The following is a 26471-nucleotide window of genomic DNA, read 5'->3' as shown; positions in this document are numbered from 1 at the left end:
TGCGCCTGGGGCCGAGCGCCTGCGCCTGGGGCCGAGCGTCGGTGTCATGACCGCTGCGGTTCCCTGACCGCCGGGCGGGGCTCGGGCGCCGGCGCGGCGCTCTGGAACGGGGTGTGCGGCCGGGCCCTTCGGTGCACGAGCCGCCCGCGCAGCCAGTGCCAGGTCGCGGCGGGCGGGACGAGGGCACTGGTCACCGTCATGGTGAGCACCTCGTCGCGGGTGCCCGGCCCGGGCGTGATGCGGGCGAGGGCGAATTCGGTGGTGCCGGCCAGCCACAGCGCGGCGCAGGCCGTGGCGGCCCGGTGCCGGCCGAGCAGGGCGCAGCCGACAGCCGTCACCGCCGCTCCGGTCACCGCCAGGTGCAGGGGCAGACGCCCGCGCGGGGTCTCCGCGCGGCGCCACCAGTGCCGGCCGTGCAGCCGGGTCATCAGCACGTCGTCGGCGTTGCCTGCCTGGAGCCGGACGGAGATCCAGCGCCCGGCCTCCCGCACGGGGTGGGTGGTGGTTCGCCGGCCGCCGGTGAGCGTCCAGCCGGCGTCGAGCATGCGCAGGGCGAGATCGGCGTCCTCCCGGAAGGCCTGCCCGAAGCGTTCGTCGAATCCCCCAGTGGCGACCAGCGCGGTGCGGCGGTACGCCGTGTCGGCGGTGATCCAGCGGGCCCCGGCGAGTCCGGCCGTGTCGCGTTCCCAGTCCGTGGGGCGCCGGTCGGTGGGCAGGGGCACGTCGATGCGGGCGGTGCTCCCGGCGGTGCGCCCGGTCGCCGCGGCCAGGTCGAGGGTCAGGTCGTCACCCCAGGTGGGGCCGGGGACGACGTCGTCCTCGAGGAAGACGATCCAGGGCACGTCACCGGCGGCCCGCCAGCCGAGGTTGCGGGCGGCGGCGGGGCCGCGCGCGCCGCCGGGCACGACGATGGTGCGCTCGCGCAGGGACGGGGGGACGGCGGCGGTGAGGGGTCTCCGGGTGGCCTCCGGCCGGTCGTCGACCAGGACCACCCGGACCGGGCCGGGCCCGGTCGCCTCGGCGAGGGCGTGCAGGCAGACCCGCAGACCGGGTCCGCCGAGGGTGGAGACGACGACGGCGTACGCGACGTCTCGGGCCGGGGTGTGGGATCGGATCATCGCCGGACTCCGGCGTCGTCGGACGGGCGGCCGGCCAGGGCGGCGAGGGGCGGCCCCTCGGTCACCAGGGTGGCAGCGGGGTCGTGGAGGAGGGCGCTGGTTCGGGGGACGCGCATGGGGAGGCGGCCTTTCGGCGGTCGGGAGGCACCAGGGCTCGGCGAAACGGGGTGTGCGGGCGGTCAGTTGTCGGTACCGGCCTCGCGGAACCACGTGATCGTGCGCCGCAGCCCCTCCTCGGCACGCACCTGCGGGTCCCAGCCGAGCTTGTCGCGGGCCAGTGTGATGTCCGGGCAGCACACGGCCGGGTCGTCCGCCGGGCGGTCGATGTGGCGGATCTCCGAGGAGGACTCGGCGAGTTCGACGACCAGGCGTGCCAGGTCGAGCACGGTGGTCTCGGTCGGGTTGCCGATGTTGACGGGGCCGCGCATGCCGTGGGCGGCGGCGGCCAGGATGCCGCGCACGGCGTCGTCGACGTAGCACAGCGACCGGGTCTGGCGGCCGTCGCCGGTCACGGTGAGGGGTTCGCCGGCGAGGGCCTGCCGTACGAAGGTCGGCACGGCGCGCCCGTCGTGGCCGCGCATCCGGGGGCCGTAGGTGGTGAACAGCCGCACGACGCAGGTGTCGGTGCCACGGGCGTCGGCATGGGCGGTGGTCAGCGCCTCGGCGAAGCGCTTGGCCTCGTCGTGGGTGCTGCGCGGGCCGACCGGGTCGGCGTTGCCCCGGTAGCGCTCGTCCTGGGGGTTCTGCCGCGGGTCTCCGTAGACGCCGGAGCTCGAGGCGAGGACGAAGCGGGCGCCGGAGGAGTGCGCGAGGTCCAGGGCGTTGCGGGTGCCGGTACTGCCGGTCTCCAGGGTGTGCAGCGGCAGGCGCAGGTAGTCCGCCGGGGACTCGGGGGAGGCCAGGTGCAGGACGAGGTCCGGTGGCCGTTTGATCCGCAGGCCCTCGGCGACGTCGGCCTGGACGAGCGTGAAGCCGGGCTGTTCGAGCAGCGGCGAGATGTTCTCGGGCCGGCCGCTGCTGAAGTCGTCCACGCAGGTGACGGCCGCGCCCGCGCCCAGCAGGGCGGCGCACACATGGGAGCCGACGAACCCGGCGCCGCCGGTGACGACGGCGTGTTCCCAGCTGCGCGAGAGGGCGGTGGTCATGTCGGTCTCTCCTCCGTCGGCGGCGGCGCGGCACGACGGCCGCGCCCCGGGCCGGCGGAAAAGGGCCGCGGCCGGCTGAACACGGGCCGGAGGGCCGTCGAGCCACGCTCAGCCTCCGCCCACCGTGCGGGCACGGCACGGTCGCGTACGGCAAACCGGTGAGTCACAGAGGGTGAGGCGGCCGGCGCGGCGGTGGGAGCCTCGCGCGGTGTTCGTCAGGCGATCAGCGTGCGGCCCGGGTTCAGCCGGTCGAGGAGCTGGGCCTGGTGCAGACCGGCGACCGGGGCGAGCAGGTCGGGGTGGCGCAGCAGCGCGGCGGCGTCCCGGTCGCTGTCGTCGGGGGCGACGAGCCGGCGGAACTCGGCGCGGCTGCCGGTGCCGTGGCTGCCGTCGGCGAGGGCGTCCACGGCCCGGTCCGCCAGCTCCGGGTCGGTGAGCAGGCAGGCCGCCCAGCTGGCCACGACCTCGTCCACCCAGGTGCGCCAGGCGTGTGCGTCCATGTCGTCGCCGAGGGCCGCGTCGGCGCCGGTGACCCAGTCGAGCCGCCCGGAACCGCCGGGGCCCGACACGCCGAGCAGGGCGGCGTCCATCGCGGTCGGGTACCTGAGCCAGGCCGCGACCGTCACGGCCTGCCGGGCCTGGACCTCGCACAGGGCGGAGGCCAGCGCGCCGCCGGAGGCGGGGAAGGCGCGGGTCAGCCACTGGGCGGTCGCCGCGATGACAGGGGAGAGATCTGCTTGCACTGCCGGGCCGTCCGAGGGAAGGGGGCGGGGATCTGGTCGTAGACGGTAACCGCCGCTTCCCGCCCCCGGACGTGACCGGGGCCTCGTCCAGGACGTGGCCTCGGCCACATAGCCGAGGAGGCGGGCCCGGACGGACCTCGGCGCTTTCGTCGGAGCCGGGCCGGGGGACGCGCCGCGCCGCCCCCCCCGGTAGGTCTTCTCCAGCGTCGGCCGAACGCCACCATCCGGGCCGGCCGGCGGGACAGCTCAGGAGCGCCGTCGCCGTCCGACGTCCGGGAGCTGGAGCGCCGGGCGGCCGCGGTGCACGGACCGGCGCCACCCCGCCTCGTCCGCCGAATCCGCCGCGGTGCGCGGACCGGCGCCGCCCGGCCTCGTCCGCCGAATCGTCCAGTGCCCGGCCGCTCCCCCGCCGCGCGGACGTCGACAGGGCAGAGGCAACCCGGACCGACCCCCGGAACCGCCCGGGCAGAGGTAACCCGGACCGACCCCCGGCGCCGCCCAGGAGGGCCGGCCGCCCGTCCCTTGGGCGTCGCGCGCGGTGTCGGGGTCCGTTTCGCCGCAGGGGCGCCGGGCACCCGGCCCGCGTGTTCTCCCACCGACCCGGATCCGCAGGTCCGGCCCCGCGTGCGGGCAACCGGCCTCCGGTGCGGGCGCTGCGTTTCGACGGCTGGATCGCCGGGATCGGCACGGCGTCCGGCGCCCGCGTGGTGCTCGGCCACTGGCCGCGCTCGCCGTTCGGGCCGTTCAGCGACGTGATGGTCGAGGAGGCCCGCGGACGCCGGCTGCTGCTGGCGCCGACGCGCGAGACGGCTGACTTCGTCGCCGGCACCTACGTGTTCGACGAGGTGCGGGTCGTACCGGTCGAGGTGCGGGTCGCGGGCCGCCGCCAGTGGACCGTCACCGCCCCGCCGCTCCACCTGCGGTTCGGGACGGGCCGCCGGAGCCTGCCGGGTCTGGCGCTGCGGGCGGTCCCGGGCGCGCTCGCCACCCGCCCGGGCTGGATCTCGCTGTGGGACCGGCCCGCCAGGCTGCTGCTGGGAGCGCACACCCACGCCAGCGCCCGGACCGGACGGCACCAGTGGTACGGCGCCCGGGACCTGCACCCGGTCACCTCGGCCGCCGTCACCTACCAGGGCGACGACCTCGGCGCCCTCGCCCCGGTCGAGCCCCCGGTGCGCTTCGGATCCGGCTCGACACCCCGCCGTCCCTGCCTCGTACGGATCACCACGACGGTGGCCGTGGGGCAGGACCGGAGTACGACAGGAGCTGCGTCATGACGGAACAGCGAGCGGATTCCCCGGACGCCCGGCGTGCCCCGGCCACCGACACGTCCCTGCTGGGCATCTACCTCAACGACCATCTCGCCGGTGCCACCGCCGCGACCGCGCGGGTGCACCATCTGGTGCGGTCGTGCGGTGGCACCCCGCTCGCCGATGCGGTGGCCCCGGTCGCCGCAGAGATCGCCGAGGACCGGAGGAGCCTGCTGCGCATCATGCGGCGCCTCGACGTCCCGGTTCGCCGCTACAAGGTCTACGCGGGCCGCGCCGCCGAGCAGGTGGGGCGGCTGAAGAGCAACGGCAGCCTGGTACGGCGGTCCCCGCTGAGCACGCTGTGGGAGCTGGAGGCGCTGGCGCTGGGGGTGGAGGGCAAGCTGGCGGGCTGGGAGACCCTCCGCGATCTGTCCGCCACGGACACGCGTCTCGACCCGCGAGAGCTCGACGAGCTCATCGAACGCGCCCGGCGGCAGCACGCCACGCTGGAGGGGCTGCGTCACAGGCAGGTTGAGGTCGCCTTCCGCGGAACCTGAGCGGCCGGGCCCGGCTCACCAGAACCTGCTGCTGAGGGCGGGCTGGTGGGCCAGTTGCACGGCGTCGCGCAGCCGCAGCGCGACGCTGATGGTGGCGCGCAGCGCGGACGGAGGGATGGTCTGGGCGGTCTCGGTGGCGAGGACCAGCAGACAGGCCGCCGCCTGCTCGACGACCGACACGGGCAGGGTGAAGTCGTTGTCGGCGGCCGTGCGGAACGCCTTCAGGGGGATCGCCACGCCGTCGATGGCCCGGTGCGCGGCCTGCTCCAGGTGCTGTGCGGCCTGTTCGCAGACGGGGGCGGGCAGGGCGATGGTGCGCTGGAACGGTGAACTCGTCATGACGCCACTGCTTCCCCGGCGATGGCCTGTTCTGTCGGCAGGCGGCGGGATTTCACCGCCCCGCGTGAGCGGCACGTGCCGAATGTCCAGAACCCGAAACGGCCCTCGGGGCGGCGACTTCGCCCGCACGTACGGCCTCTCGCCGCAGCTGAAGAGAAGGTCGCCGGCAACCCCGGTTCGAGCCGTCGTCCTACGCTGGGGGCCGGTCGGGCACGACGCTGAAATGGGGTACGAATGGCCGCCCGTGCGGAGGTCGTGGCCCGGCACACCGGCCGGGCCGTCAGGAACGAGAGGCCGCTGTCGGGGGCTCTCGCCGAAGTCACTCTCGACGACGGGCGGGTCGTGGTCGTCAAGCGGTCGGACGCGCCGGGGGCGGCACGGGCCGAGGCGGCGGGGCTGCGCTGGCTGGCCGCCGCGGGCAGCGTACGGGTGCCGGCGGTGCGCGGCCAGGAGGAGGGCTGGCTCGTCATCGACCGGGTGCCGCGGGGGCGCCCGGGCCCGGAGGCGGCAGTGCGGTTCGGCCGGGACCTGGCCGCGCTGCACGCCGCCGGGGCGCCCGCGTTCGGCGCGCCGCCGCCGGACGGGCCGGTGGACGCGTTCATCGGGCTCGCGCCGATGCGCAACGAGCCCGCTGCCGACTGGCCGCGCTGGTACGCCGAGCAGCGCGTGCTGCCCTATCTGCGACGGGCGGTCGAACAGGGAACCGTCCGCACCGGTGAAGCGGTCGTCGTGGAGCGTGTGTGCGAGCGGCTTCCGGAGCTGGCGGGGCCCGCCGAGCCGCCCGCACGGCTGCACGGCGATCTGTGGAGCGGCAACGTGCTGTGGGCGGACGACGGGCAGGTCTGGCTGATCGACCCGGCCGCGCACGGCGGGCATCGCGAGACCGATCTGGCGATGCTGCGGCTCTTCGGCTGTCCGCATCTGGAGCAGGTGCTGGACGGCTACCAGGAGCAGGCGCCGCTCGCCGGTGGCTGGGTGGAGCGCGTCGGCGTGCACCAGCTGTTTCCGCTGCTGGTGCACGCCGTGCTGTTCGGCCGGGGCTACGCCGAACAGGCCCTCGCGGTGGCCCGTACGGCCCTGGCGGGGTGAGCGGTCAGCGGGTCACGACGTGCCGTGCGTCGGGGACGCAGTGGGTCATGGTGAGGCCCTCGACGTCGCGCGGCTTGTTCCTGCCCAGGTCGGCCAGGCGTTCGCGGTCGTCGTCCGTGAGGTCCTGGCTCGCCAGCGGCTCCAGCGAGGTCACGTCCTCCGGTCCGATACCCAGCGCCTCACCGACCCGCAGGCCGAGGTCGTTGTCGACCAGCAGGAAGTGCCAGACCATGCGCTCCTGGATCGGCCGGTCGCACGCGGACAGTTGACCGATGAAGTTCTTCACCAGGTCGTCGCGTTCCCACTCCTCCAGCAGCTGGTAGCGCTGACCGGCCTGGAGGTAGTCGTTGGTGCGGGGGATGCGCTTGCGGGTCAGCCGGCCGTGGATCTCGGGGCCCTGCTCGTCGAGGGTCGGGTAACGGGCCTCGCGCAGGCCACCGGTGATGGACGGCTCGTAGTTGACGTGCGGGTTCTCGCTTCCGCCGTCCACGTGGTAGGCCATCTGGCCATCGCGCTGGTTGGTGTGCACCTCCGCGTTCTTGGCCTGGTTGACGGGGAGCTGGAGGTAGTTCGCGCCGACCCGGTAGCGCTGAGTGTCGCTGTAGGAGAAGGTCCGGCCGACGAGCATCTTGTCGTCGGAGAAGTCCAGGCCGTCGACGAGGACGCCGGTGCCGAAGGAGATCTGCTCGTTCTCGGCGAAGAAGTTCTCCGGCATGCGGTCGAGCACCATCCGGCCCACCGGTCGCGGCGGGAAGTCCTGCTCGGGCCAGGTCTTGGTGTCGTCCAGCGGGTCGAAGTCGAGCTCGGGGTGGTCGTGGTCGTCCATCATCTGGACGAGCAGCTCCCATTCCGGGTGGTCACCGCGGGCGACGGCCTCGTACAGGTCCTTGGTGGCGTGGCCGAGGGTGTCGGCCTGGACGTTGGCCGCGTCCTCCTCGGTCATACTGCGCACGCCCTGCTTGGGCATCCAGTGGTACTTGACCAGCTTGGTCTCGCCGTCGGCGTTCACCCATTTGTAGGTGTTGACGCCGAAGCCCTGCATGTGGCGGTAGTCGGCGGGGATGCCACGCGGGCTGAACAGGTTGACCAGCATGTGCATGGCCTCGGGGGTCTGCGACATGAAGTCGAAGATGCGGTTCGGCTGCTGCTCGAAGGTCACCGGGTCGGGCTTGAGGGCGTGGATGACGTCCGGGAACTTGATGGCGTCGCGGATGAAGAAGACGCCGAGGTTGTTGCCGACCAGGTCCCAGTTGCCGTCCTCGGTGTAGAACTTGACGGCGAAACCACGCGGGTCGCGGGCGGCCTCCGAGGAGTCCCGACCGCCGATCACGGTGGAGAAGCGGACGGCGACATCCGTGCGCTTGCCCCGCTCCTGGAACAGCTTGGCCCGGGTGTAGCGGTCGATCGGCTCGTCGCCCCAGGTTCCGTAGGCCTCGAAATGGCCGTAGGCCAGGACGCCGCGGGCGTGCACGACGCGTTCGGGGATGCGTTCCCGGTCGAAGTGGCTGATCTTCTCGAGGAACTGGTAGTTCTCCAGCGTGGCCGGGCCGCGGGCGCCGACGGTGCGCTGGTTCTGGTTGTCGTGGACCGGATGGCCCTGCCGGTTGGTGAGGATCTCGCGGTCGTCGCCCGGTGCGGGGCCGGTGCCGGATACGTCCGTCATGTGCGTAGGCTCCTTCGGCTCGTGGCCGCGGCCTGCCGGGTCGGTGCCTCGAGCGGCGCGCGGCCGGTCCTGGCGGCACGGGCCGAGTACCCGCAGGGACGGAGTCACTCACGTCCCACGGACCTCATCGGTCGACGGTGCCGCCGCTACGCTCCGTCACACGGGGGCCTGCGCCCGCCGCGTTGGGAACCGAGCCGGTGACGCGGCCCGCTCCTCACAGAAGGATGGTGAGCTGTCGGCGTCGTGACATCCGGCACCGACAGCCGACGGTGACCACGGAAGCGGAGGGCCATGCGGCACGTCTACTGGATCGGCGGCGGGAGCGGCGCGGGCAAGTCCACGGTCGCCCGCCGGCTCGCCGACCGGCACGGCTGGCGCCTCTACTCCACCGACGACGTGATGGCGGATCACGCGCGCCGGGCCACCGCCGAGGAGGCGCCCTTCCTGCACGCGTTCATGGCCATGGACATGGACGAGCGGTGGGTCGACCGGTCGCCGCAGACCATGCTCGAGACGTTCCACTGGTTCCGGGGCGAGGCCTTCGGCCTGATCGTCGAGGATCTCGCGCGCTTGCCGGCGGGGACGCCTGTCGTCGTCGAGGGGTTCCGCCTGCTGCCGCACCTGGTGGAGCCGCTGCTCCCCGGCCCCGGACACGCCGCCTGGTTGCTTCCCACCCCGGAATTCCGCCAGTTCGCGTTCACCAGCCGCGCCACACCGGAGGGCGGGTTCACGCGGCGGACCCGTGATCCCGCGCGGGCCGATCGCAACCTCGCCGTCCGGGACGCCCTGTTCACGCAGCGGCTGCGCGAGGAGACCGCGCGCCGGGGACTGCCCGCCCTCACCGTGGACGGCACGATGACGGCGGACGAACTCGCCGGGCGGGTCGGCGAGGTCTTCCGGCTCTGAGACCTGGTCTGAGACCGGCTTTGAGACCTGCTCCGAGACAGAGACAGGCCCGGGCCCTTGCGGGGTCCGGGCCTGCCAGGGCCGGTGAGTCTCAGCCACCGTCGAGGCGTGCGCGCAGCAGCCCCTTGCCCAGTTCGGCGCCCTTGCGGCTGTCCGCCTGGGCCTTGCGGAACAGGTCCGCGACCTCGGTGTCCTTGGCGCGCTCCGCGTCCTGGATGTAGCTCTCCAGGCGCAGGGCATTGCTCAGGCACGCCTCGACATACCAGATGAGGTTGTAGTCCTTGTCCTGCGTACCGGTCACACCGCCGGTCTCCGATGCACTGCTCATGCGGGCCTCCTTCTCGCGGAGCGGACCTCTTCAGGCGCCGGACGGGTACCCGCCCTCCGGTCGGACACACAGCCTGCGCCCGTCACGTGCGGTGACCTCCCCGTCACGACACCGGACCGGTCGGCCAGACCCCCATGCATCACCAACTCCCCTCTCCTGCACGGCAATTCAGACAGTTGCCCCGGAAGCCCACAGACACCGGTCACTTTCGGAACGAAGTGGCGCTCCACCGTGCGAGACCGGTCGATGACGGTGTGTACTGTGCTGCGGGTGGTTCGCCAGAGCCCCTCGGACCCAGCCCTGCCCGACTCCCTGCCCGACTCCCTCCTGGAATCGACTCGATGATCGAAGTACCGGACCTGGCCGTCGGCGCCCTCACCCTCGGCACACTGTCCGCGTTCGCCCTCGGCGGCGGGCTGCTGCGCTCTCGACGGCAACTGGCCGCGCAGCGCGCCAAGGCGACCGCGCTGCGCGCCCAACTCGACGGCACCTCGCGGACGTTCACTTCCGAGGTCGAGCATCTGGCGGCGCGGCGGCTGCCCGCCGCGGCCCGGCAGGCCGCACATTCCCACATCACCGTGCCGGGCCCGCTGAACCCCCAACTGGCCGATTCGCCCCTGGGTTTCGCCCTGGACCAGGTCCTGAACGGGCTGCACGCCGAGTTGGCCGCGCAGCGCACCCGGATCGACGCGGCGGCGCAGGCCGGGATGCGCGGGGCCACCCGGGAGATCCAGGCGGCCCTGTACCGGCTGCAGGACGCCCTGCGCGGGTTGCAACAGCGCTACGACGATCCCGAGTTGGCGCAGACCCTGTTCGAGCTGGACCACGAGAACGAGCAGTCACTGCGACGCGCGCAGATCGCCGCCGTGGTGTGCGGGGCCTGGGTGGGGCTCGCCCGGGAGGAGTCCCACCTGGTGGACGCGGTCACGGGCGGCCAGGCCCGGCTCGCGGGCTACCGGCGCGTCCGGGTCAGCAACCATCTGGACGCCGGTACGGCCCTGGTCTCCCACGCCGTCGAGCCGGTCGCCATCATCGTGGCCGAGCTCCTCGACAACGCGCTGCGGCACTCCGCGCCCGACACGGACGTCGTGGTCAATCTCGAGGCGGTCCACCACGGTGTCTGTGTCACCGTGGACGACTCCGGCCTGGGCATGACGCAGGACGAGCGGGCCCGGGCCCAGCGGATGGTGGCCGGTACGGATCCGATCCTGCTGACCGAGCTCGGCGATCCGCCGCGCATGGGGCTCGCGGCCATCGGTCAGCTGACCCGGCAGTTCGATCTGTCCGTGGACCTGACCTCCCCGTCGCCGTACGGCGGGGTGCGGGCGGTGCTGCGGGTCGACAGCCATCTGCTGACGCGCATCGACCCCGAGGAACTGCCTCCGGCGGCCAGCGCCCCCCGGTCGACCCGGAAGGCGGCGGGGGGAGCCTCGGGAAGCGGTTCCGGCGCATCCCGGGGTTCGGACGCCGGCCCGCCCGCCACGCCCCGGCCCGTGCCCGCCGCCCCGCCGCACGAGCCGGCCCAGGCCACCCCGCCGCACAAGCCCGAACCCACCCCGGACACCCCGCCCCACGAGCCCCAACCCACCCCGGACACCCCGTCCGACGGCTCCGCGCCCGCCGCCGCCCCCGCCCACCCCGAACCGCTCCCCGCGCCCAGCCCCGTCCCCGGCCCCGTCCCCCCGAGCCACGATCACGGCTACGGTTCGGAGCAGGCCTCCGACGGCGACACCCCCGCGGCCGGCCACCACGGCCCGCGCGAGAGCGGCGGCCTCCCGCAGCGGCGTCGCCGCGGCCGCGCCACGAGCCCGGGCGGCCCCGCCGCGGCCGAACCCGCAACACCACCCCGGCCCGCGGCCGAAGCGGCACCACAGCGCCGTGCCCGCCGCCCCGAGGAGTCCGCCGCCGCCCTCGGCGCCCTCCAGTCCGGCACCGCCGCGGCACGGACCGCCGTCGCGCCGAACACCGCAGCCGTCCCAGCCGTATCTGAGGGTGTCCAGGCCACCACCACGGCCGACGGGGCGTCCGAGGACGCCGACAGCAACGACCACGAAGGGGGAACGGCTCGATGACCAGCCGCGCAGCGGGGGACACGGCATGGGTGCTCGAACCGGTTCTGGAGGTGCCGCACGTCGTGGCCGCCGTCCTGCTCACCCGGGACGGGCTCGTCACCGGCTACACCGACGCGCTGTCGCGGCCGTCGGCCGAGCGGGTCGCGGCCATCACCAGCACCGTGCAGGGTGCCTGCCGTACCGCGGCGGCCGCGTTCGCGAACACCGACCGGGCCGACATCCGGCAGGTCGTCATCGAGTCGGACCACGGCTATGTGCTCATCGTGCCGACGGACCACGGAACTTGTGTCGCCGCCTACGGTGACCCCGAGGTGCGCCTCGACCTGCTCGCCCACCGGGTGCACTCGCAGGTGGCGCGGCTGGGTGAGAAGGCCATGGCCGCCGGGCCCCGAGGTGCCGACGGCGACACGCCGGCATGACGGGCCGCCGAGGCGGCCGTCCCCTGGTTCCCGCGTACCTGTCGACCGGCGGCGTGGCGCGGCCCAGCCGTGCCCATCTGGAGCGGCTGTCGGTCCTCACCGGCAGCGGCGAGCAGGCCCCCGCGGACCTGCCCGCCGCCCAGGCGGCCCTGCTGGAGGAGCTGGCGTACGGGGCGCTGACGGTGCAGGAGGCCGCGGCCCTGCTGCGGCTGCCGGTCTCCGCGCTGCTCGTGCTGGCCGCCGACCTCCTCGACCGCGACCTGGTACTGGCCCGCGCGCCGATCCCGCCCGCCCGGCGCTTCGACCCCGACCTGCTGAAGAGAGTGGCCGATGGCCTCCGCGACCTCAAGCACCGTTGACGACCTTCCCGGCGCCACGGACGTCCACCTTCCCGACACCGCCCAGGACTTGGTGAAGATCCTGGTCACCGGGCCGTTCGGGGTGGGCAAGACCACCCTGATCCGCTCGGTCTCCGAGATCCGCCCGCTGCACACGGAGGAGCAGCTCACCGAGGCGTCCGCGCAGGTCGACGACCTCGCCGGCGTACGGGACAAGTCGACCACCACGGTCGCCATCGACTTCGGCCGGATCAGCCTGCCGGGCGACGTCGTGCTGTACCTGTTCGGCACGCCCGGCCAGGAGCGGTTCCGGTCGCTGTGGGACGACATCGCCTACGGGGCGCTCGGCGCGCTCGTCCTGGTGGACGCCCGCCGGATCGACGCCTCGTTCGACGTGCTGGAGCTGGTGGAGGAGACCGGGCTGCCGTACGCGGTCGCCTTCAACACCTTCCCGGACGCGCCCCGCCACCACACGCCCGAGCAGCTGCGCGCCGCCCTCGACCTGGAACCCACGACCCCGATGGTGACCTGCGACGCGCGGGAGGCGGACTCCTCGATCGACGCCCTGCTCGCGCTGGTGCAGCACCTGATCGACCACCACCCCCCGGAGCCCCGGTGACCCACCCGTCCCCCGCCGAGCAGGCCTTCTCCCTCGCGGCGCCCGTCCGCCTGTGGGAGGACGGCTTCGCCCAGGACCCCCACCCCTACTACGCCGCCCTGCGCGCCCACGGCCCGGTGGGCTGGGCGGAACTCGCCCCCGGTGTCCCGGCGTACGTCGTCACCGACCGGCGGGCGGCGCTGGAGCTGCTGCACGACACGGAGACGTTCTCGCACGATCCCCGGCCGTGGGAGGCGACCGTCCCCGACGACTCGCCGGTGCTCGGCATGATGCGCTGGCGGCCCAACACCCTGTTCGCGGACGGCGGCGCCCACCTGCGCTACCGCACGTCGCTGATCGACGCCTTCGACCTGGTGGAACCGCACGATCTGCGGGCCCGGGTGCACCGGGCGGTGCACCTGCTGGTGAGCCGGATCGGGCCGCGCGGCGAGGCCGACCTGGTGGGCGAGTTCACCCGGCCTCTGATGGCGCTGGTGTTCAACAGCCTGTTCGGGCTGCCGGACAGCGCGAGCGACCGGCTCGACGCCGCCCTGGGCAAGCTGATCGAGGGCGGCGCCCAGGCCGCCCGGGGCGAGGCCGAGTTCGGCGGGTACGTGCTGGAGCTGATCGCCGCCAAGAGCGAGCAGCGGGGCCACGACCTGCCGAGCTGGCTGCTGGACCATCCGGCGGGGCTGACCCCCGAGGAGGTCACCTGGCAGGTGTTCCTCACCCTCGGCGCCGGGCACGAGCCGACGGCCAACCTGGTCTCCAACGCGCTCTCCCGGATCCTCGGTAACCCGGCCTACTACTCGACGCTGACCAGCGGCGCCCGCCCGGTGACGGACGCGGTGCTGGAGGTGCTGCACCACGAGACGCCGCTCGCCAACTACGGCATCCACTACGCCCGTACGCCCGTCACCTTCCACGGTGCGTGGATCAGGGCCGCGGTGCCGGTGGTGATCTCCTACGGGGCGCTCGCGCAGGCCGCCGAGCGGGAGCGCGGCGCGGACCGCCACCCCTCGGACGCCTCGCACCTGTCCTGGTCGGCGGGCCCGCACGCCTGTCCGGTCAAGCAGCACACCCTGCTCATCGCCACCGAGGCGATCGAACGGCTCACCCAGTGGCTGCCCGACCTCGAGCCCGTGCTGCCCCGCGAGCGCCTGACGTGGCGGCCGGGCCCGTTCCACCGCTCGCTGACGGCGCTGCCCGTCCGTTTCAGCCCCCGCTCCCCCGACCAGCCTGGAGGACGACCGTGACCGTCACCGACCGCATCGCTCTGGACCCGTTCGGCGCCGACATCCCCGCCGAGAGCGCCCGCCTGCGCGCGTTAGGCCCGATCGTGCCCGTGGAACTGCCCGGCGGCATCCCCGCCTGGGCGCCCACGCGCTACGGCACGCTGAAGGAGCTCATCCTCGACCCCCGGGTCAGCAGGGACCCGCGGCTGCACTGGCGGCTGTGGCCCGAGATCGGCGAGCACCCCTCCTGGGGCTGGATCCTCGGCTGGGTCGGCGTGGTCAACATGCTCTCCACGTACGGCCCGGACCACACCCGGCTGCGCAAGCTGGTCGCGCCCAGCTTCACGCACCGGCGCACCGAGGCGATGCGGCCCCGGGTGGAGGCGATCACGGCGGAGCTGCTGGCCGCGCTGGAGGCCGCCGACGGCGAGGTCGTGGATGTGAAGGCGGGCCTCGCCCATCCGCTGCCGATGCGGATGATCTGCGAACTGATGGGCGTGCCGGACGCGTTGTGGGAGGACACCGCCCGGCTCATCGCGGCCATCATGGACACCACCGACCCGAGCCCGGAGCACGCGGCGTCCGTGCAGCGTCAGATCGGGGCGGTGCTGCCCGCGCTGATCGCCCACCGGGCCGAGCATCCCGGGGACGACATCACGACCGAGCTGATCCGGGTCCGCGACGAGGACGGCGACCGGCTGAGCGACGAGGAACTGCTGTACACGCTGCTGCTGGTGATAGGCGCCGGGTTCGAGACCACCGTGAACCTCATCGGCAACGCGGTCGTGGCCCTGCTGCGCCACCCCGAGCAGCTGGCGGCCGTGCGCGCCGGGGAGATCGGCTGGGACGCCGTCGTGGACGAGACGCTGCGCGCCCACCCGTCCATCGCGTCGCTGCCGCTGCGGTTCGCCGTCACCGACCTCACCGTCGGGGACGTCACGATCCCGGCGGGCGACGCCATCATCACCACATATGCCGCCGCGGGGCTCGACCCGGAGCACTACGGGCCGGACGCCGACCGGTTCGATGCCGCGCGCGCCGCCGACGACCATCTGTCGTTCGGGATCGGCGTCCACCGCTGCATCGGGGCGCCGCTGGCCCGCCTCGAGGCCCTCACCGCGCTGCCCGCGCTGTTCGACCGGTTCCCGGGCCTGCGGCTGGCCGAGGGTGACGGGGGCCTGCGGCAGGTGCCGTCGTTCATCGCGTTCGGCTGGCAGGAGATCCCGGTGCGGCTGCGGGGCTGACGCCACCGGGGCCGAGCCGCCTCATGGGGCGGCGGGCGGGAGCGCGACCGGTCCCCCGTTCCGGTCGTGCCCCCGCGGTAGTTGAACCTACGTCCACGGCCGAGCCCTTGTGAACCGTGTCGATGCCCGCCACGGGCTCAGCGGGACTCACCCGTGCACAACCGAGTCCGGATGGCCCTGATTCGTCCCGCCCGGACCGGGCCAATCCGTTGCCCGGGAGGCAAATCCGGCTCACGCGGGCCGCCGGAAGTCCGGCACGTCGAGGTCGCCCACGGCCAGGTGTGCCAGCACGACCTCGTAGAGGTCGGTGCCCGCGGCGAGCAGCTGGCGCTCCAGGACGGGTTCGGCGCTGCGGACGTGTTCGCGCACGGTCTGGGCGTGCACACCGAGGGCCTGCGCGGCCCGCTCGGCGTTTCCGCCGGCGGCGATCCAGGTGCGCAGCGTCCGGCGCGGGTTCCTGGCGTCGGCGTCCAGCCGGCTCAGCAGGTCCTGCGCCCAGGTGCGGACGCCGGGGCCGGACAGCAGGTCGGCGAGCCGCAGCCCCGGGTCGTCGGTGCCGTCGTCGAACCGGGCGTCGGTCAGGGCGATCTGGGTGTTGAGCGCCAGGTGGACGACGGCCCGGACCGTGAGGTCGGAGAAGTCGGTGCCGAGCAGCGTCTCGACGCGCTCCATGCGGGCGCGGACGGTGTTGCGGCTGACTCCGAGGACCTTGGCGGCGTTGACGGCGGTGAACTCCAGGCCGAGCCGGTTGGTGGCGAGGAGTTCGGCCCGGGTGTGGTGCGGCAGGGTGTCGAGCGGGCGCAGCACCCGGGAGGTCCAGCCGCGCAGCGCCACCGGGTCCATGAGGCGCTCGGGGTGGGTGCGCTCGGCGTAGACGGCCGTCTTGTCGGGCCGGAAGTGCGCTACGGCCAGGGCGCTGACGGCCTGCCCGTAGGCGGTGGCGGTCCGGGCGAGGCTCTGCCGGACGCTGCCGCCGAGGAAGAGGTCCGGGTGCCGTCCCACCAGGGACCGCAGGGTGTCGCCCGTGGCCTCCCGGGGGCTGACCACGATCACGTGCCCGTCCATGGCGGGGCAGCGCACGACCAGGGCGTCCTCCCGGGTGCTGTCCAGGCACTCCTCGGCGACGCGGTCGCGTACGGCGGGTGGGGACTCGACGACGTACACACACGCCGTCTCGGCGTCGAGGAGGCCGGGCCAGAGTCCGGCGGCGACGCGGCGGGCGGCGATGGTGTCCTCGACCATCAGCAGTTGCAGGATCGCCAGGCGCAGGTCGGCGGTGGCCCGGCGCAGCCGGTGCCCGGCCGCGGTCGACTCGCCCGCCGCCAGCAGCAGCTCGATCACCTGGGCGGTGTGCGTGACGACCTCGGAGGCCCGCCGGTCGAAGGGGTCCTGCCGGGAGACGGCCAGCACGCGGGTGTGGGACGGGTGCTCCACCCTGACCAGACGCAGATGGCGATCGCGGCTCTGCCAGGCCGCGGAGGCGAGCCGGCCGGCGGTGATGTCCGTGACCAGGTCCTCGTCCAGGGGGAGCCGGTTTCCGGCGACGAGGTTCCCGGCGGCGTCCTGCAGGGCCACGGTCGCGCCCACGGTGCCGGCGAGCCAGGCGACGACCCTGCGGACGTCCCGCCCTGCCGGGCGCAGGTGCTCGAGCAGTTCCTCCGCCCATGCCGGATCCGTGCCGGCCCGCGTCTCCCGCTGCCGGTTGTCGTCCTCTCGGCCTGTCACCTCGGCCTTCCCCTCGCTCCTCGCGCCGCCTCCGGCGCACCGGTCGGGGACGTTACCTCACGTCCCCGAGGCCCCCGCGCCGACCGGACACGCGGACGGGCGGGGGCGGTCCGCGCCCCGGGCCCGGCCCCCTCCTGCGCCGGCGACCCGCACCGGCGGCATAAGCTCGGCGGATGGCGAAGTACTACGACGTGCACCCCGACAACCCCCAGCCCCGCACCATCGGCCAGATCGCCGACAGCATCCGTGCCGACGCTCTTGTCGCCTACCCGACGGACTCCTGCTACGCACTGGGCTGCCGCCTCGGCAGCCGGGACGGCATCGACCGGATCCGTACGATCCGCAAGCTGGACGACCGGCACCACTTCACCCTGGTGTGCCAGGACTTCGCGCAGCTCGGCCAGTTCGTGCGGATCGACAACGACGTGTTCCGCGCGATCAAGGCGTCGACGCCGGGCAGCTACACGTTCATCCTGCCCGCGACGAAGGAGGTGCCGCGCATGCTGCAGCACCCCAAGAAGAAGACGGTGGGCGTGCGCATCCCCGACCATGTCGTCACCCAGGCCCTGCTGGCGGAGCTCGGTGAGCCGCTGCTGTCCAGCACCCTGCTGCTGCCCGGGGAGGACGAGCCGATGACGCAGGGCTGGGAGATCAAGGACCTGCTCGACCATGTGCTGGACGGTGTGGTCGACTCCGGTGACTGCGGCACCGAGCCGACGACGGTCGTCGACTTCTCCGGCGGAGAGGCCGAGATCGTGCGGTACGGCGCGGGAGACGCCTCACGGTTCGAGTAGTCGGTAATGCGGGAACCAAGGGTGATTCACGGTTCAACCATGTGCCGGGGGCGGGCGAAATGCCCCCGGAACGGGCGTGTCACGATGAGCATGATCCGCCCGGTCACGCACGCGGACGGGTCCCTGGACCCCACCCCCCGCAGAGAGGCAGCCCAGCCATGACCGCCGTACAGGGAACCTCCGTCGACATCCCCACCGCGGACGGCACCGCCGACGCCTACCTGGTCCACCCCGACGACGGCGCCGCCCATCCGGCGGTCCTGGTCTTCATGGACGCCTTCGGCCTTCGCTCGCAGCTGCGGTCCATGGCCGACCGGCTGGCCGCCGAGGGCTACACGGTGCTGGTGCCAAACGTGTTCCACCGGCACGGTCGCGCCCCGCTGTTCGACCTGCCCGAGTTCATCGACCCGGAGGCGCGCCCGGAGATATTCGAGCGCATCGTCCCGGCCATGCAGGCCCTGACGCCCGACCTGGCGATGCGGGACGCCGGCGCCTACCTGAACTGGCTGGACCGACACCCGGCCGTGGCCGACGGCCCGGTCGCGCTGACCGGCTACTGCATGGGCGCCCGCCTCTCGCTGCTCACCGCCGGCACCCACCCGGAGCGGGTCGCCGCCGCGGCCGGGTTCCACGGCGGACGGCTGGCCACGGACGCCCCGGACAGCCCCCACCTGGTGGCCGGCAAGGTCACCGCCGAGCTGTACTTCGGCCACGCCGACCAGGACCCCTCCCTGCCCGAGGAGCAGATCGAGCGCCTGGAGGAGGCCCTGACGGCCGCCGGCGTCCGCCACCGGTGCGAGGTGTACACGGGCGCGCCCCACGGTTTCACGCAGGCCGACACCGCGTCGTACCACCGCGAGGGCGACGAGCGGCACTGGTCGGCGCTGCTCGACCTGCTGAAGCGCACCTTCTGACCCCGAACGACCGCGTGGGAGCGCGAGTGGCCATCTGATGGCCTGCCGGGGAGGGGCCGCTCCGGCTTCCCGGCCGGACTCCCCTGCCGCCAACTCGGCGCCTGCGCACCGCCCTTCGTGGCGCGCGTCGGCCTCACCCGCACGCCAGCGGTGAGCGGCCCGCCTGCGGACGGGCCGGCGATCGATTGTTACGGTGCCCCGATGTCTGACTCCTCACGCGACACCGCCGAAGGCGCCGGCTGGGGCACCAGTGAACGGGGCGCGTACCGGCGGTTGATGCCGCCGAAGGCCGAGAAGATCTCCTGGCTGGACCCGAAGATGCTGTGGGTCGCGCGCAACGGTGTGCTCGCCTCGTGGTTCGGGGATCCGACCAGCCGGACGCGCAGCCGGTGGGTGGCGCAGCGGGCGGCGTCCGGCGCACCGGCCGACAAGGTGATCCGGCGCGACGACCCGGACCGGTTCTCGTTCCTGGTGATCGGCGACACCGGTGAGGGCGACGACCCCCAGTACGCCGTCGTGCCGGGCCTTCTGAAGGCCGGTCAGGACACCCGGTTCGCCGTGCTGGCCAGCGACGTGATCTACCCGGTGGGCAGCGCGGACGACTACGGCACCAAGTTCTTCCGCCCGTACCGGGACTACCGGGCGCCGATCTACGCGATACCCGGCAACCACGACTGGTACGAGGACCTCGGCGGCTTCATGCGCGTCTTCTGCGACGACGCCCCGCCCCTGCCGCCCGAGCCCCGGCCGCGCCCGCTCACCCGGGCCTGGCTGCGCTCCCTGCTGTGGCACCGGCCGAGCCCCGACGCGGGGCAACACCTGCCCGAGGCACGCACGTTGCGCTCCGCCCCCGAGCAACAGGCCGTCCAGCCGGGCCCGTACTGGGCGATCGACGCCGGCCCGGTGCGCGTCATCGGCATCGACACGGGTCTGCTCGGCACCCTCGACGCCGAGCAGGGCGCCTGGCTGCGCGAGGTCTCCCGGGGGCCCCGCCCGAAGATCCTGGTCACCGGCTCGCCCCTGTACGTGGACGGCCGGCGCGAGCCGTGCGCCATCGAAGGCGGCGGCACCGTCGACGACATCGTCCGCGACCCCGACCACCACTATGTGGCGGCGATCGGCGGCGACATCCACAACTACCAGCGCTACCCGGTCCGGCTGGACGACGGGCGCACGCTCCAGTACGTCGTCGCGGGCGGCGGCGGCGCGTTCATGCACGCCACGCACACGATCCCCCGCGTGAACGTCGCGGGCGTCACCGAGCAGGACTTCCGCTGCTACCCGCTGCGCGGCGACTCCCTGGCCTTCTACAGCCGCCTCTACGGCCGGCGGCTGCGCCTGCCCCGCTTCTTCACGCTGACGGAGGCCGAGGCGACGGCCGTGATCGCCGAGCGCCTCGGCATCGGGCCCACCCGCGCGCCGGGCGCCCCGGCCCGTGTCACCCGGCGGGTCCGGCTGGTCGCCGGACTGCTCGGCACCGGCCGCCGCCCCGACAGGGCCAGGCGGTTCCGGCTGCCGGTGCGCAAGATCTACACGTCGTTGTTCTCACCGAGCTCGGCGACGTACAGCCCACCGTTCTTCAAGTGCTTTCTGCGTCTGGACGTCTCCCCGGAGTCGGTCCGGCTGCGCTGCCATGCCGCCACCGGCAACCGCGCCCAGGAAGTCGCCCCGCCCGTCGAGGACGAGGTGACGATTCCGCTGCGCTGACCGGGCGGAACGGGAACAGCACGGGCCGCCGCCGGGTTGGCACCACCGTAGGTTCATTGCAGGTTCCATGATGGAGGGCTCGTGCCGCCGACCCCGCGACCGCTGCGCAAGCTGGGTTTCCTGACCATCGGGCTGTTCGACGAGGCGGATCCGCGCCGGGGTCACGAGTCCACGCTGGAGATCATCGAGCTGGGCGAGCGGCTCGGCTTCGACAGCGCCTGGGTGCGTCACCGGCATCTGCAGTACGGCATCTCCTCCCCCGTCGCCGTCCTGTCCGCGGCCTCCCAGCGCACGCGCCGCATCGAACTCGGCACGGCGGTCATCCCGCTCGGCTGGGAGAACCCGCTGCGGCTGGCGGAGGACCTGGCGACGGTCGACCTGCTGTCCGGGGGCCGGCTCAACCCGGGTGTGAGCGTGGGCACGCCGATGCACTTCGACGAGGTCAAGGGGGCGCTCTACCCGGACACGGCCGACGCCGAGGACTTCGGCTACGGGCGGGTGGAACGGCTGCTCGACTTCGTGCGGGGCAAACCGGCGACGGACTTCAGCGGGACCGAGGGCTTCGAGGTCTTCTCCGACCGGGTGCAGCCGCACTCCCCGGGCCTGGGCCGCCGCCTCTGGTACGGCGGCGGCAGCCTGCGGTCGGCCCGGTGGGCCGGCGAGCACGGCATGAACCTCCTCACCAGCAGTGTCGTCAAGGCCGAACAGCCCGAGGGCCCCTACGACTTCGCGGAGATCCAGCTCGCCCAGATCCGCGCCTTCCGCGCCGCCCACCCCGACGGCGAGGCCGCCCGGGTCTCGCAGGGCCTGGTCGTCATCCCCACGGACTCCGCCTCGCCCGAGCAGCGCGCACGCTACGAGGCCTACGCCGGCCGGCGCACCCCTCGGACGGCCTCGCCCCAGGGCCCGGGACGGCTGCTCTTCGCCCCGGACCTCGTGGGCACCTCGGCCGAGATCGCCGAACGACTGCGCGCGCACGCCGCGTTCCGGGAGGTGGACGAGGTCGCGTTCGCCCTGCCCTTCGACTTCGGGCACGAGGACTACGAACAGATCCTCACCGACATGGCGACCAGGCTGGGCCCGGCCCTGGGGTGGCGACCGGGCACGTAGGCCTCCAGGCGGGCCCGGGTCACCAGTGGCCCGGGCTGGTCCCCGTGATCGGCTCCGACGCCGTGCCGTCCACCCCGACGGGCACGTCCCCCGCGAGCATCACCCGGTGCATGATGCGCGGATGGTCGAGCCGGGACGTGTCGCCCGGGGCCAGATGCATCGTGGCGCGGTTGTCCCAGAACGCCACGCTACCCGGCTCCCAGCGGAAGCGGACCGTGTACTCGGGCCGGACCGCCTGCTCCAGCAGCATGTCCAGGATCGCGGCGCTCTCGGGCCGGGAGAGGCCGGCGATCTGCTCGACGTAATAGCCGTTGACGTACAGGATCCGCTCGCCCGTCTCCGGGTGGACGCGCACCAGGGGGTGCAGGGAGGCGACCTGACGGTCGAGCAGGTGGCGGACGTAGGCGTCGTCGCCGGGACGGGGCTGGTAGCCGACGCCGAGGCGGTGTTCGGCCCGCAGTCCGTCGACGAACCGCCGCAGCGGCGCGGAGAGTCCGGCGTACGCCGCCGCCAGGTTCGCCCAGGTGGTGTCGCCGCCGTAGGGCGGTACGGTCTCCGCGCGCAGGATCGTCGCGGCGGGCGGGTCGACGCGGGCGCCGTGGTCGCAGTGCCAGCCGCGCAGCAGCGTGTGCCGCCTGCGCCGCAGCCACTCGTCGTGCTCCATGCCGAACCGCCCGCCCAGCTCCAGCCGGTCGGCGGTCGTCTCGATCCCGGGGAAGTCCGGGGGCGAGGCCTTGCCCCGCCTGGGCAGCTCCACGATCTCGCCGAACCGGCGCGCGAACGCCAGGTGCCCGGCGTGGTCCAGCCGCTGCCCCCGGAAGAAGACCACCTTCCACCGCAGCACCGCCGCCCGGATCGCGGCGACCACGGCGTCGTCGAGATCCCCGGCCAGATCGACCCCGCCGATCTCGGCCCCGATGTACCCGGCGACCGGTTTCACCTCCAGCCCGGCCTTCCGCGCCGCCTCGTCCGTCATCCCGCTGTCCGTCGTCATGAGCGCTCCGCTGGTCGTGGCCATGGTCCGGTCTCCCCGAAGATCGTGGCAGCGATCCCCGCCGAGGGCGACCACGCCTCGTCGGTCCGGTCCCGCGCCCTGGCCGCCCTACACCCTGAACTCGCGGATCACGGTGTTCCGGAACACCGCCTTCCCGTCGACCGTGAAGAGCGCGAGCCCCGTGTCGACCAGGTACGGGAAGGCCGCCGACGAGTGCACGTACCGTCCGTCGTCCACGAACATCTCCACGGAGGTGCGGTCGACCAGGATCCGCAACCGCACCGAACGCCGGGCCGGGTCGAACGGGCTGTGGCTCTCCTGCCACCTGCCCGTCAGGTCGGGCGACACGGTGGGGCGGCGGTTGAGGTAGGCGTAGTCGCGGTGGACGCCCGCGTCGATGTGCCGGACGCCGTCCGGGGAGCGCCGCAGCTGCATCCCCGCACCCGTCAGCTGGTCCCAGGTGATCTCGCAGGTCAGCTCGTAGGCGGTGCCCCGGTAGTCGAGCAGGCGCGTGCCCTCGACTTCCAGGTCGCCGAGCGTCACCGTGCGCGAGACGTACCGGTCGAGTGCCGCGACCGGCCGGGACGCCAGGTAGTACGTGCCGTCGCCCCCGCGTTTCAGCGTGATCTCGCGGACGATCGAGTCGGTGCCGTTGAAGCCGTCGCTGTCGATCGTGGGCGTGATGTGGGCGTAGTCCCAGTTGTTCAGCCAGCCGATCGCGTAACGGGTCCCCTCGTCGAGGGCGCCGTCGGTGCCGCGCTTGTCGAAGGTGACCGCGCCGTACCAGTCCCAGCCGTGGTCGAGCCACTGCGGATCGGCCGCGTCCGCGGTGAAGGCGGTGCCGTCGAAGGAGCCCGTCCAGTACGCGTACGTGTTCGGCAGCCCGGCGCCCTTGCCGTTGGCGCTCACCCCGAGCACCCACTTCGGCGTGCCGTCCCCGGCGCGGATCCGGAACAGGTCGGGGCACTCCAGCACGCCGATGCCGCCCCTGACGAACCCGCTCACATAGGTCCAGGACTTGAGGTCGGCGGAGTGGTAGAAGCCCACCTTGTCGTTCTCGGCGAGGGTCATCACCCACCGGTCGCGCTCCTCGTCGCGGATCACCTTCGGGTCGCGGAAGTCGCGCACGCCGGGGTTGGGCAGCACGGGATCGGTGCCGTGCGGGGTGAAGCTGCGACCGCCGTCGGTGGAGTAGTACAGGTACTGCGCCTGGTCGGCCGGGCCGTCGTGCGGTGACATCGTGGCCAGCACGACGACCGCGCCCGCCCCGAAGCCGGCCGTGTCGTGCGTGTCCACCACGGCCGACCCCGACCAGACGTCGCCGTTGGGGGTCGTGTCCTTGGGCACGGCGATCCCCCGGTCGGTGAACGAGACCAGGTCGGTGCTGGTGGCCAGGCGCCAGGCGGTGCCGATCTCACCGGCGAGGTAGTCGGCGTTGTGCAGGTAGTAGTAGTGATAGCTGCCGTCGATCCAGACCGGCCTCTGCGGGTCGTTCTTCCACTGCTCGGGGACGGTGAAGTGGTACCCGGCGCGGTAGCTCGCGCGGGCCGCCCGGGGCCCGGCCACCGCCGGGCCCGCCACCGGCAGCAGAGCGCCGGCCGCGCCCACGGCCGAACCTGCGAACAGAGCTCTCCTGGTGATCCCGCGCATCACACACCTCGTCCCTCTCTCGGAAACCGCGGCCCATGGGATCAGGACTCTCGGACCTAACTCGTTAAAGGTCAAGCGCCCGCACACCTTGACAGGTTCGTTGCGCCCTCACATCATCTGGGGCATCAACCCACGGCTAACACGAGTTAGGCCCCACACACGATGACCGACTCGCACCTCACCCGCCGCTCTCTGCTGCGGTACGGCGCCTATGGCGCGGGCGCCGCCGCCCTGGCCGGCACCGCCGCGAGCTGGGACCGGCTCACCGGAGCCGACATCCCCGGCCGGGACGACGGCTCCCTCGTCGTCGCCACGCTGGGCCCCGCCTACGGGCCGGAGGCCATCCGCACGCTCCAGGAGGGCTTCGCCGAGCTGCATCCCGACATCAAGCTCCGGATCAACGCGGTCCAGGCCGTCGACTGGTCGGACTTCTTCGCGAAGATCCTCACCCAGGTCGCCGCGGGCACCGCCCCCGACCTCGTCTACGTCGCCACCGAGGGCGTGCAGCTGTTCGCGCAGCGGCTCGGGGTCGCCCTGGACAAGTGGGTCAAGAGGGACGCGGCCGAGCTCAAGGAGTACTTCACCGACGTCCACCCCTCGCTGGTGGAGTCGATGATGTACGAGGGCAGCCTCTACCAGCTGCCGGTGGAGTTCAACGCGGCCGACATGTACGTCAACCGGCAGGTGCTGCGCCGGGCGGGGGCGGACTTCCCGCCGGCCGACTGGACCCGGGACGACTTCACGGCGCTGCTGCGGGACATGAAGAGGTCGAGCGGCGCCCGCTTCACGCCGTACTTCTGGACCAACCGGCTCTGGGGCGGGGTGGTGCCCTGGCTGTTCGCGAACGACACCAATCTGCTCACCGAGTCCAGGGCACCCGGCGGCGCCTGGCTGTGGGACGGCTTCTACCCCGCCGCGCAGCGCAAGGGCCGCGGCGGTGGCTTCCGCTGGACGACACCGCAGGTCACGCACGACCGGGTGGAGGAGGTCTACGACTACCTCGCCTCCCTGATCCAGGACGGTCTGTGCACCCGCCCCGAGGGCGGCAACGGCCAGAACCTCATCGGGGTGTTCTCCACCGGCCGGGTCGGCGTCACCCCGGCGGGCGGCTTCTGGGCGGGCGGACTGCACCTGGCCGGCATGGAGCGGGACGGCTTCGACGTGCAGTACTTCCCGCGCTGGCGCACCCAGCGCATGCAGTACGGCGCGGCGGGCTACGCGCTGCTGCGCACCTCGACGATGCAGGACGAGGCGTGGGAGTTCATCAAGTACGCCGCCCGCAAGGACACCCTGGAGTGGCTGTTCGCCACGAACCAGACCACCCCGGCCCGCCGCTCCCTGCTGACCGCCGGCCGCTACGCGAAGACCGGCCCGGCGCACTGGCCGGTCTTCTACGACACCCTCGACCGGTTCCCCGACACGGGCCCCATCCCGGCGCCGCCGCAGGTCGCCGAGGTCGAGCAGGTGCTGCTGAAGCACACCGGCACGGCCCTGGCCTCCGCGCGCTCGGTGCGTCCCGCGCTGCGCCGGATGCAGGGCGATCTGGAGAAGGCCATGGAGCGTGACGTATGACGAACACCCAGACACCGCCCGCGCGTGCCGAACGCCCGACGGCCCCGCCCGCCCCGGCGCCGAAGGGCCCCTCGGCCCGCGACCGCGGCACCCGGCTGCTGGCCACGCTGTTCCTGACGCCGACCATCGTCGGCATCGTGGTCTTCACGGTCGTGCCCATCGCCGGCTCGGTGATCCTGAGCCTCTTCCACTGGAACGTCATCGACTCGCCGTCCTACGCCGGGCTCTCCAACTACGGTGAGGTGTTCGGCGACGAGACCGTGCTGGTCTCCTTCCGCAACACGCTGGTGTTCATGGTGTTCGCGGTGGCGCTGCAACTGCTCGTCGCGCTGGCCCTCGCGCTGACCCTCAACGGGCGGATGCCGGTGTGGCTGCGGTCGGTGTTCCGCTCGGCGTTCTTCTTCCCGCTGGTGCTGTCCGCCGCGTCGATCTCGGTGGTCATGAAGTACCTGTTCAACCAGGACTTCGGGGTGATCAACTGGCTGCTCGGGTTCGTCGGGATCGCGCCGGTGCCGTGGCTGACGTCGGAGAACGCGGCGATGGCGACGGTGGTCCTGGTCTACGTCTGGCAGCAGTTCGGCTTCTCCTTCCTGCTGTTCGTCGGCGGGCTGAACAACATCCCGAAGGAGATCCACGAGGCCGCCGCCCTCGACGGCGCGACGGGCCTGCGCAAGCACCTGACCGTCACGCTGCCGCTGCTCTCTCCGACGCTGCTGGTCGCCTCGGTCGTCGGCATCATCAACGCCCTCCAGGTCTTCGAGCAGCCGTACGTCCTCACCAACGGCGGTCCCGGCGACTCCACCCGCACGGTCGTGATGGTCATCTACGAGACGGCGTTCGAGCAGCTGCGCTTCGGTGAGGCGTCCGCGGTGGGTGTGCTGCTGTTCGTGCTGATCATGGCGGTCACCGCCCTCCAGTTCCGGCTCAGCCGGCGTTTCGTCCACTACCAGTGAGCCGGGTG

The 26471-nt window shown here is 73.2% G+C and carries 25 protein-coding genes; 16 read left to right on the top strand and 9 right to left on the bottom strand.

The window, feature by feature from the left end; translation table 11 throughout:
- Positions 1-44: 44 nt before the first annotated feature.
- The 3 genes from IGS69_RS33115 to IGS69_RS33105 form a co-directional block, all read right to left on the bottom strand.
- Positions 45-1118, bottom strand: coding sequence for a glycosyltransferase family 2 protein (locus tag IGS69_RS33115; protein WP_190904126.1), 1074 nt, complete (start codon positions 1116-1118; stop codon positions 45-47).
- A gap of 179 nt (positions 1119-1297) precedes the next feature.
- Positions 1298-2263 (bottom strand): NAD-dependent epimerase/dehydratase family protein, encoded by a 966-nt coding sequence (locus tag IGS69_RS33110; RefSeq protein ID WP_190904125.1) that lies wholly within the window; start codon positions 2261-2263, stop codon positions 1298-1300.
- A gap of 215 nt (positions 2264-2478) precedes the next feature.
- Positions 2479-3006 carry a hypothetical protein gene (locus IGS69_RS33105; RefSeq protein WP_190904124.1) on the bottom strand — a complete coding sequence of 176 codons (528 nt, stop codon included), beginning with the start codon at positions 3004-3006 and terminating at the stop codon, positions 2479-2481.
- Between the two features lie 644 nt (positions 3007-3650).
- On the opposite strand from IGS69_RS33105, the gene IGS69_RS33100 reads away from it, so the two are divergent.
- Together IGS69_RS33100 and IGS69_RS33095 are read left to right on the top strand one after the other, a co-directional pair.
- Positions 3651-4283, top strand: coding sequence for a hypothetical protein (locus IGS69_RS33100; RefSeq protein WP_190904123.1), 633 nt, complete (start codon positions 3651-3653; stop codon positions 4281-4283).
- Positions 4280-4813, top strand: coding sequence for a hypothetical protein (locus IGS69_RS33095; RefSeq protein WP_190904122.1), 534 nt, complete (start codon positions 4280-4282; stop codon positions 4811-4813). The genes IGS69_RS33100 and IGS69_RS33095 overlap by 4 nt, the downstream gene beginning before the upstream one ends.
- A gap of 15 nt (positions 4814-4828) precedes the next feature.
- Here the strand turns inward: IGS69_RS33095 and IGS69_RS33090 are convergent, their stop codons facing one another.
- Entirely contained in the window at positions 4829-5152 is a 324-nt protein-coding gene (locus tag IGS69_RS33090) for a hypothetical protein (RefSeq protein WP_190904121.1), read from the bottom strand.
- Between the two features lie 234 nt (positions 5153-5386).
- Here IGS69_RS33090 and IGS69_RS33085 point away from each other — a divergent pair, with 234 nt between their 5' ends.
- Positions 5387-6241: a fructosamine kinase family protein gene (locus tag IGS69_RS33085; protein ID WP_190904120.1), complete on the top strand. Its 855-nt coding sequence runs from the start codon at positions 5387-5389 to the stop codon at positions 6239-6241.
- 4 nt (positions 6242-6245) lie between these two features.
- Here IGS69_RS33085 and IGS69_RS33080 read toward each other — a convergent pair whose 3' ends face one another.
- Entirely contained in the window at positions 6246-7904 is a 1659-nt protein-coding gene (locus IGS69_RS33080) for a catalase (RefSeq protein WP_190904119.1), read from the bottom strand.
- Between the two features lie 291 nt (positions 7905-8195).
- On the opposite strand from IGS69_RS33080, the gene IGS69_RS33075 reads away from it, so the two are divergent.
- Positions 8196-8810 (top strand): hypothetical protein, encoded by a 615-nt coding sequence (locus IGS69_RS33075; protein WP_190904118.1) that lies wholly within the window; start codon positions 8196-8198, stop codon positions 8808-8810.
- Positions 8811-8901: 91 nt separating this feature from the next.
- On the opposite strand, the gene IGS69_RS33070 is transcribed toward IGS69_RS33075, so the two are convergent.
- Complete coding sequence (locus IGS69_RS33070; protein ID WP_190904117.1) at positions 8902-9138, bottom strand: hypothetical protein; 237 nt, start codon at positions 9136-9138, stop codon at positions 8902-8904.
- A gap of 341 nt (positions 9139-9479) precedes the next feature.
- On the opposite strand from IGS69_RS33070, the gene IGS69_RS33065 reads away from it, so the two are divergent.
- The 6 genes from IGS69_RS33065 to IGS69_RS33040 are packed head-to-tail and all read left to right on the top strand — an operon-like array spanning position 9480 to position 15044.
- On the top strand, positions 9480-11210 hold the full coding sequence (locus tag IGS69_RS33065; protein WP_190904116.1) for an ATP-binding protein: 1731 nt from the start codon (positions 9480-9482) through the stop codon (positions 11208-11210).
- The gene (locus tag IGS69_RS33060) at positions 11207-11629 is read left to right on the top strand and encodes a roadblock/LC7 domain-containing protein (protein WP_190904115.1); all 423 of its coding nucleotides are present in this window, start codon (positions 11207-11209) and stop codon (positions 11627-11629) included. The genes IGS69_RS33065 and IGS69_RS33060 overlap by 4 nt, the downstream gene beginning before the upstream one ends.
- Positions 11626-11988: a DUF742 domain-containing protein gene (locus tag IGS69_RS33055; RefSeq protein WP_190904114.1), complete on the top strand. Its 363-nt coding sequence runs from the start codon at positions 11626-11628 to the stop codon at positions 11986-11988. The genes IGS69_RS33060 and IGS69_RS33055 overlap by 4 nt, the downstream gene beginning before the upstream one ends.
- Positions 11960-12586 (top strand): GTP-binding protein, encoded by a 627-nt coding sequence (locus IGS69_RS33050; protein WP_190904113.1) that lies wholly within the window; start codon positions 11960-11962, stop codon positions 12584-12586. Before IGS69_RS33055 ends, IGS69_RS33050 begins: the two co-directional genes overlap by 29 nt.
- The gene (locus IGS69_RS33045; protein ID WP_190904112.1) at positions 12583-13821 is read left to right on the top strand and encodes a cytochrome P450; all 1239 of its coding nucleotides are present in this window, start codon (positions 12583-12585) and stop codon (positions 13819-13821) included. The genes IGS69_RS33050 and IGS69_RS33045 overlap by 4 nt, the downstream gene beginning before the upstream one ends.
- The gene (locus IGS69_RS33040; protein ID WP_190904111.1) at positions 13818-15044 is read left to right on the top strand and encodes a cytochrome P450 family protein; all 1227 of its coding nucleotides are present in this window, start codon (positions 13818-13820) and stop codon (positions 15042-15044) included. Before IGS69_RS33045 ends, IGS69_RS33040 begins: the two co-directional genes overlap by 4 nt.
- 231 nt (positions 15045-15275) lie before the next feature.
- Here IGS69_RS33040 and IGS69_RS33035 read toward each other — a convergent pair whose 3' ends face one another.
- On the bottom strand, positions 15276-16769 hold the full coding sequence (locus tag IGS69_RS33035; protein ID WP_190904110.1) for a helix-turn-helix domain-containing protein: 1494 nt from the start codon (positions 16767-16769) through the stop codon (positions 15276-15278).
- A 173-nt stretch (positions 16770-16942) separates the two neighbouring features.
- Between IGS69_RS33035 and IGS69_RS33030 the strand changes: the two genes are divergently transcribed.
- The 4 genes from IGS69_RS33030 to IGS69_RS33015 all read left to right on the top strand — a co-directional run bounded on the left by IGS69_RS33030 (position 16943) and on the right by IGS69_RS33015 (position 21294).
- Positions 16943-17563, top strand: a complete 621-nt coding sequence (locus IGS69_RS33030; protein ID WP_190904109.1) for an L-threonylcarbamoyladenylate synthase — start codon at positions 16943-16945, stop codon at positions 17561-17563.
- 158 nt (positions 17564-17721) lie between these two features.
- Positions 17722-18477: a dienelactone hydrolase family protein gene (locus IGS69_RS33025; protein WP_190904108.1), complete on the top strand. Its 756-nt coding sequence runs from the start codon at positions 17722-17724 to the stop codon at positions 18475-18477.
- A 201-nt stretch (positions 18478-18678) separates the two neighbouring features.
- Positions 18679-20184 carry a metallophosphoesterase family protein gene (locus tag IGS69_RS33020; protein WP_190904107.1) on the top strand — a complete coding sequence of 502 codons (1506 nt, stop codon included), beginning with the start codon at positions 18679-18681 and terminating at the stop codon, positions 20182-20184.
- Between the two features lie 81 nt (positions 20185-20265).
- Positions 20266-21294, top strand: coding sequence for an LLM class flavin-dependent oxidoreductase (locus tag IGS69_RS33015; RefSeq protein ID WP_190904106.1), 1029 nt, complete (start codon positions 20266-20268; stop codon positions 21292-21294).
- A gap of 19 nt (positions 21295-21313) precedes the next feature.
- On the opposite strand, the gene IGS69_RS33010 is transcribed toward IGS69_RS33015, so the two are convergent.
- The gene (locus IGS69_RS33010) at positions 21314-22288 is read right to left on the bottom strand and encodes a TauD/TfdA dioxygenase family protein (RefSeq protein ID WP_190904751.1); all 975 of its coding nucleotides are present in this window, start codon (positions 22286-22288) and stop codon (positions 21314-21316) included.
- 108 nt (positions 22289-22396) lie between these two features.
- Entirely contained in the window at positions 22397-23938 is a 1542-nt protein-coding gene (locus tag IGS69_RS33005; RefSeq protein ID WP_190904105.1) for a glycoside hydrolase family 32 protein, read from the bottom strand.
- Positions 23939-24100: 162 nt separating this feature from the next.
- Here IGS69_RS33005 and IGS69_RS33000 point away from each other — a divergent pair, with 162 nt between their 5' ends.
- Both IGS69_RS33000 and IGS69_RS32995 read left to right on the top strand, forming a co-directional pair.
- Entirely contained in the window at positions 24101-25510 is a 1410-nt protein-coding gene (locus IGS69_RS33000; protein ID WP_190904104.1) for an extracellular solute-binding protein, read from the top strand.
- A complete protein-coding gene (locus IGS69_RS32995; protein WP_190904103.1) occupies positions 25507-26463 on the top strand; it encodes a carbohydrate ABC transporter permease in 957 nt (318 codons plus the stop codon). The genes IGS69_RS33000 and IGS69_RS32995 overlap by 4 nt, the downstream gene beginning before the upstream one ends.
- The last annotated feature ends 8 nt before the right edge of the window (positions 26464-26471 follow it).

The organism is Streptomyces tuirus (assembly GCF_014701095.1).
In the GTDB taxonomy this organism is placed as follows: Bacteria; Actinomycetota; Actinomycetes; order Streptomycetales; family Streptomycetaceae; genus Streptomyces; species Streptomyces tuirus.
The sequence above is the reverse complement of the archived record's forward strand: the minus strand, read 5'-3'. Positions and strand labels throughout refer to the sequence as shown.

Excerpts from the sequence above, each read along its gene's own strand:
- IGS69_RS33115 (WP_190904126.1), bottom strand. The coding sequence starts at position 1,118 with ATGATCCGATCCCACACCCCGGCCCGAGACGTCGCGTACGCCGTCGTC.
- IGS69_RS33110 (WP_190904125.1), bottom strand. The coding sequence starts at position 2,263 with ATGACCACCGCCCTCTCGCGCAGCTGGGAACACGCCGTCGTCACCGGC.
- IGS69_RS33095 (WP_190904122.1), top strand. The coding sequence starts at position 4,280 with ATGACGGAACAGCGAGCGGATTCCCCGGACGCCCGGCGTGCCCCGGCC.
- IGS69_RS33090 (WP_190904121.1), bottom strand. The coding sequence starts at position 5,152 with ATGACGAGTTCACCGTTCCAGCGCACCATCGCCCTGCCCGCCCCCGTC.
- IGS69_RS33085 (WP_190904120.1), top strand. The coding sequence starts at position 5,387 with ATGGCCGCCCGTGCGGAGGTCGTGGCCCGGCACACCGGCCGGGCCGTC.
- IGS69_RS33080 (WP_190904119.1), bottom strand. The coding sequence starts at position 7,904 with ATGACGGACGTATCCGGCACCGGCCCCGCACCGGGCGACGACCGCGAG.
- IGS69_RS33075 (WP_190904118.1), top strand. The coding sequence starts at position 8,196 with ATGCGGCACGTCTACTGGATCGGCGGCGGGAGCGGCGCGGGCAAGTCC.
- IGS69_RS33070 (WP_190904117.1), bottom strand. The coding sequence starts at position 9,138 with ATGAGCAGTGCATCGGAGACCGGCGGTGTGACCGGTACGCAGGACAAG.
- IGS69_RS33065 (WP_190904116.1), top strand. The coding sequence starts at position 9,480 with ATGATCGAAGTACCGGACCTGGCCGTCGGCGCCCTCACCCTCGGCACA.
- IGS69_RS33060 (WP_190904115.1), top strand. The coding sequence starts at position 11,207 with ATGACCAGCCGCGCAGCGGGGGACACGGCATGGGTGCTCGAACCGGTT.
- IGS69_RS33055 (WP_190904114.1), top strand. The coding sequence starts at position 11,626 with ATGACGGGCCGCCGAGGCGGCCGTCCCCTGGTTCCCGCGTACCTGTCG.
- IGS69_RS33050 (WP_190904113.1), top strand. The coding sequence starts at position 11,960 with ATGGCCTCCGCGACCTCAAGCACCGTTGACGACCTTCCCGGCGCCACG.
- IGS69_RS33030 (WP_190904109.1), top strand. The coding sequence starts at position 16,943 with ATGGCGAAGTACTACGACGTGCACCCCGACAACCCCCAGCCCCGCACC.
- IGS69_RS33025 (WP_190904108.1), top strand. The coding sequence starts at position 17,722 with ATGACCGCCGTACAGGGAACCTCCGTCGACATCCCCACCGCGGACGGC.
- IGS69_RS33020 (WP_190904107.1), top strand. The coding sequence starts at position 18,679 with ATGTCTGACTCCTCACGCGACACCGCCGAAGGCGCCGGCTGGGGCACC.
- IGS69_RS33010 (WP_190904751.1), bottom strand. The coding sequence starts at position 22,288 with ATGACGACGGACAGCGGGATGACGGACGAGGCGGCGCGGAAGGCCGGG.
- IGS69_RS33005 (WP_190904105.1), bottom strand. The coding sequence starts at position 23,938 with ATGCGCGGGATCACCAGGAGAGCTCTGTTCGCAGGTTCGGCCGTGGGC.
- IGS69_RS33000 (WP_190904104.1), top strand. The coding sequence starts at position 24,101 with ATGACCGACTCGCACCTCACCCGCCGCTCTCTGCTGCGGTACGGCGCC.
- IGS69_RS32995 (WP_190904103.1), top strand. The coding sequence starts at position 25,507 with ATGACGAACACCCAGACACCGCCCGCGCGTGCCGAACGCCCGACGGCC.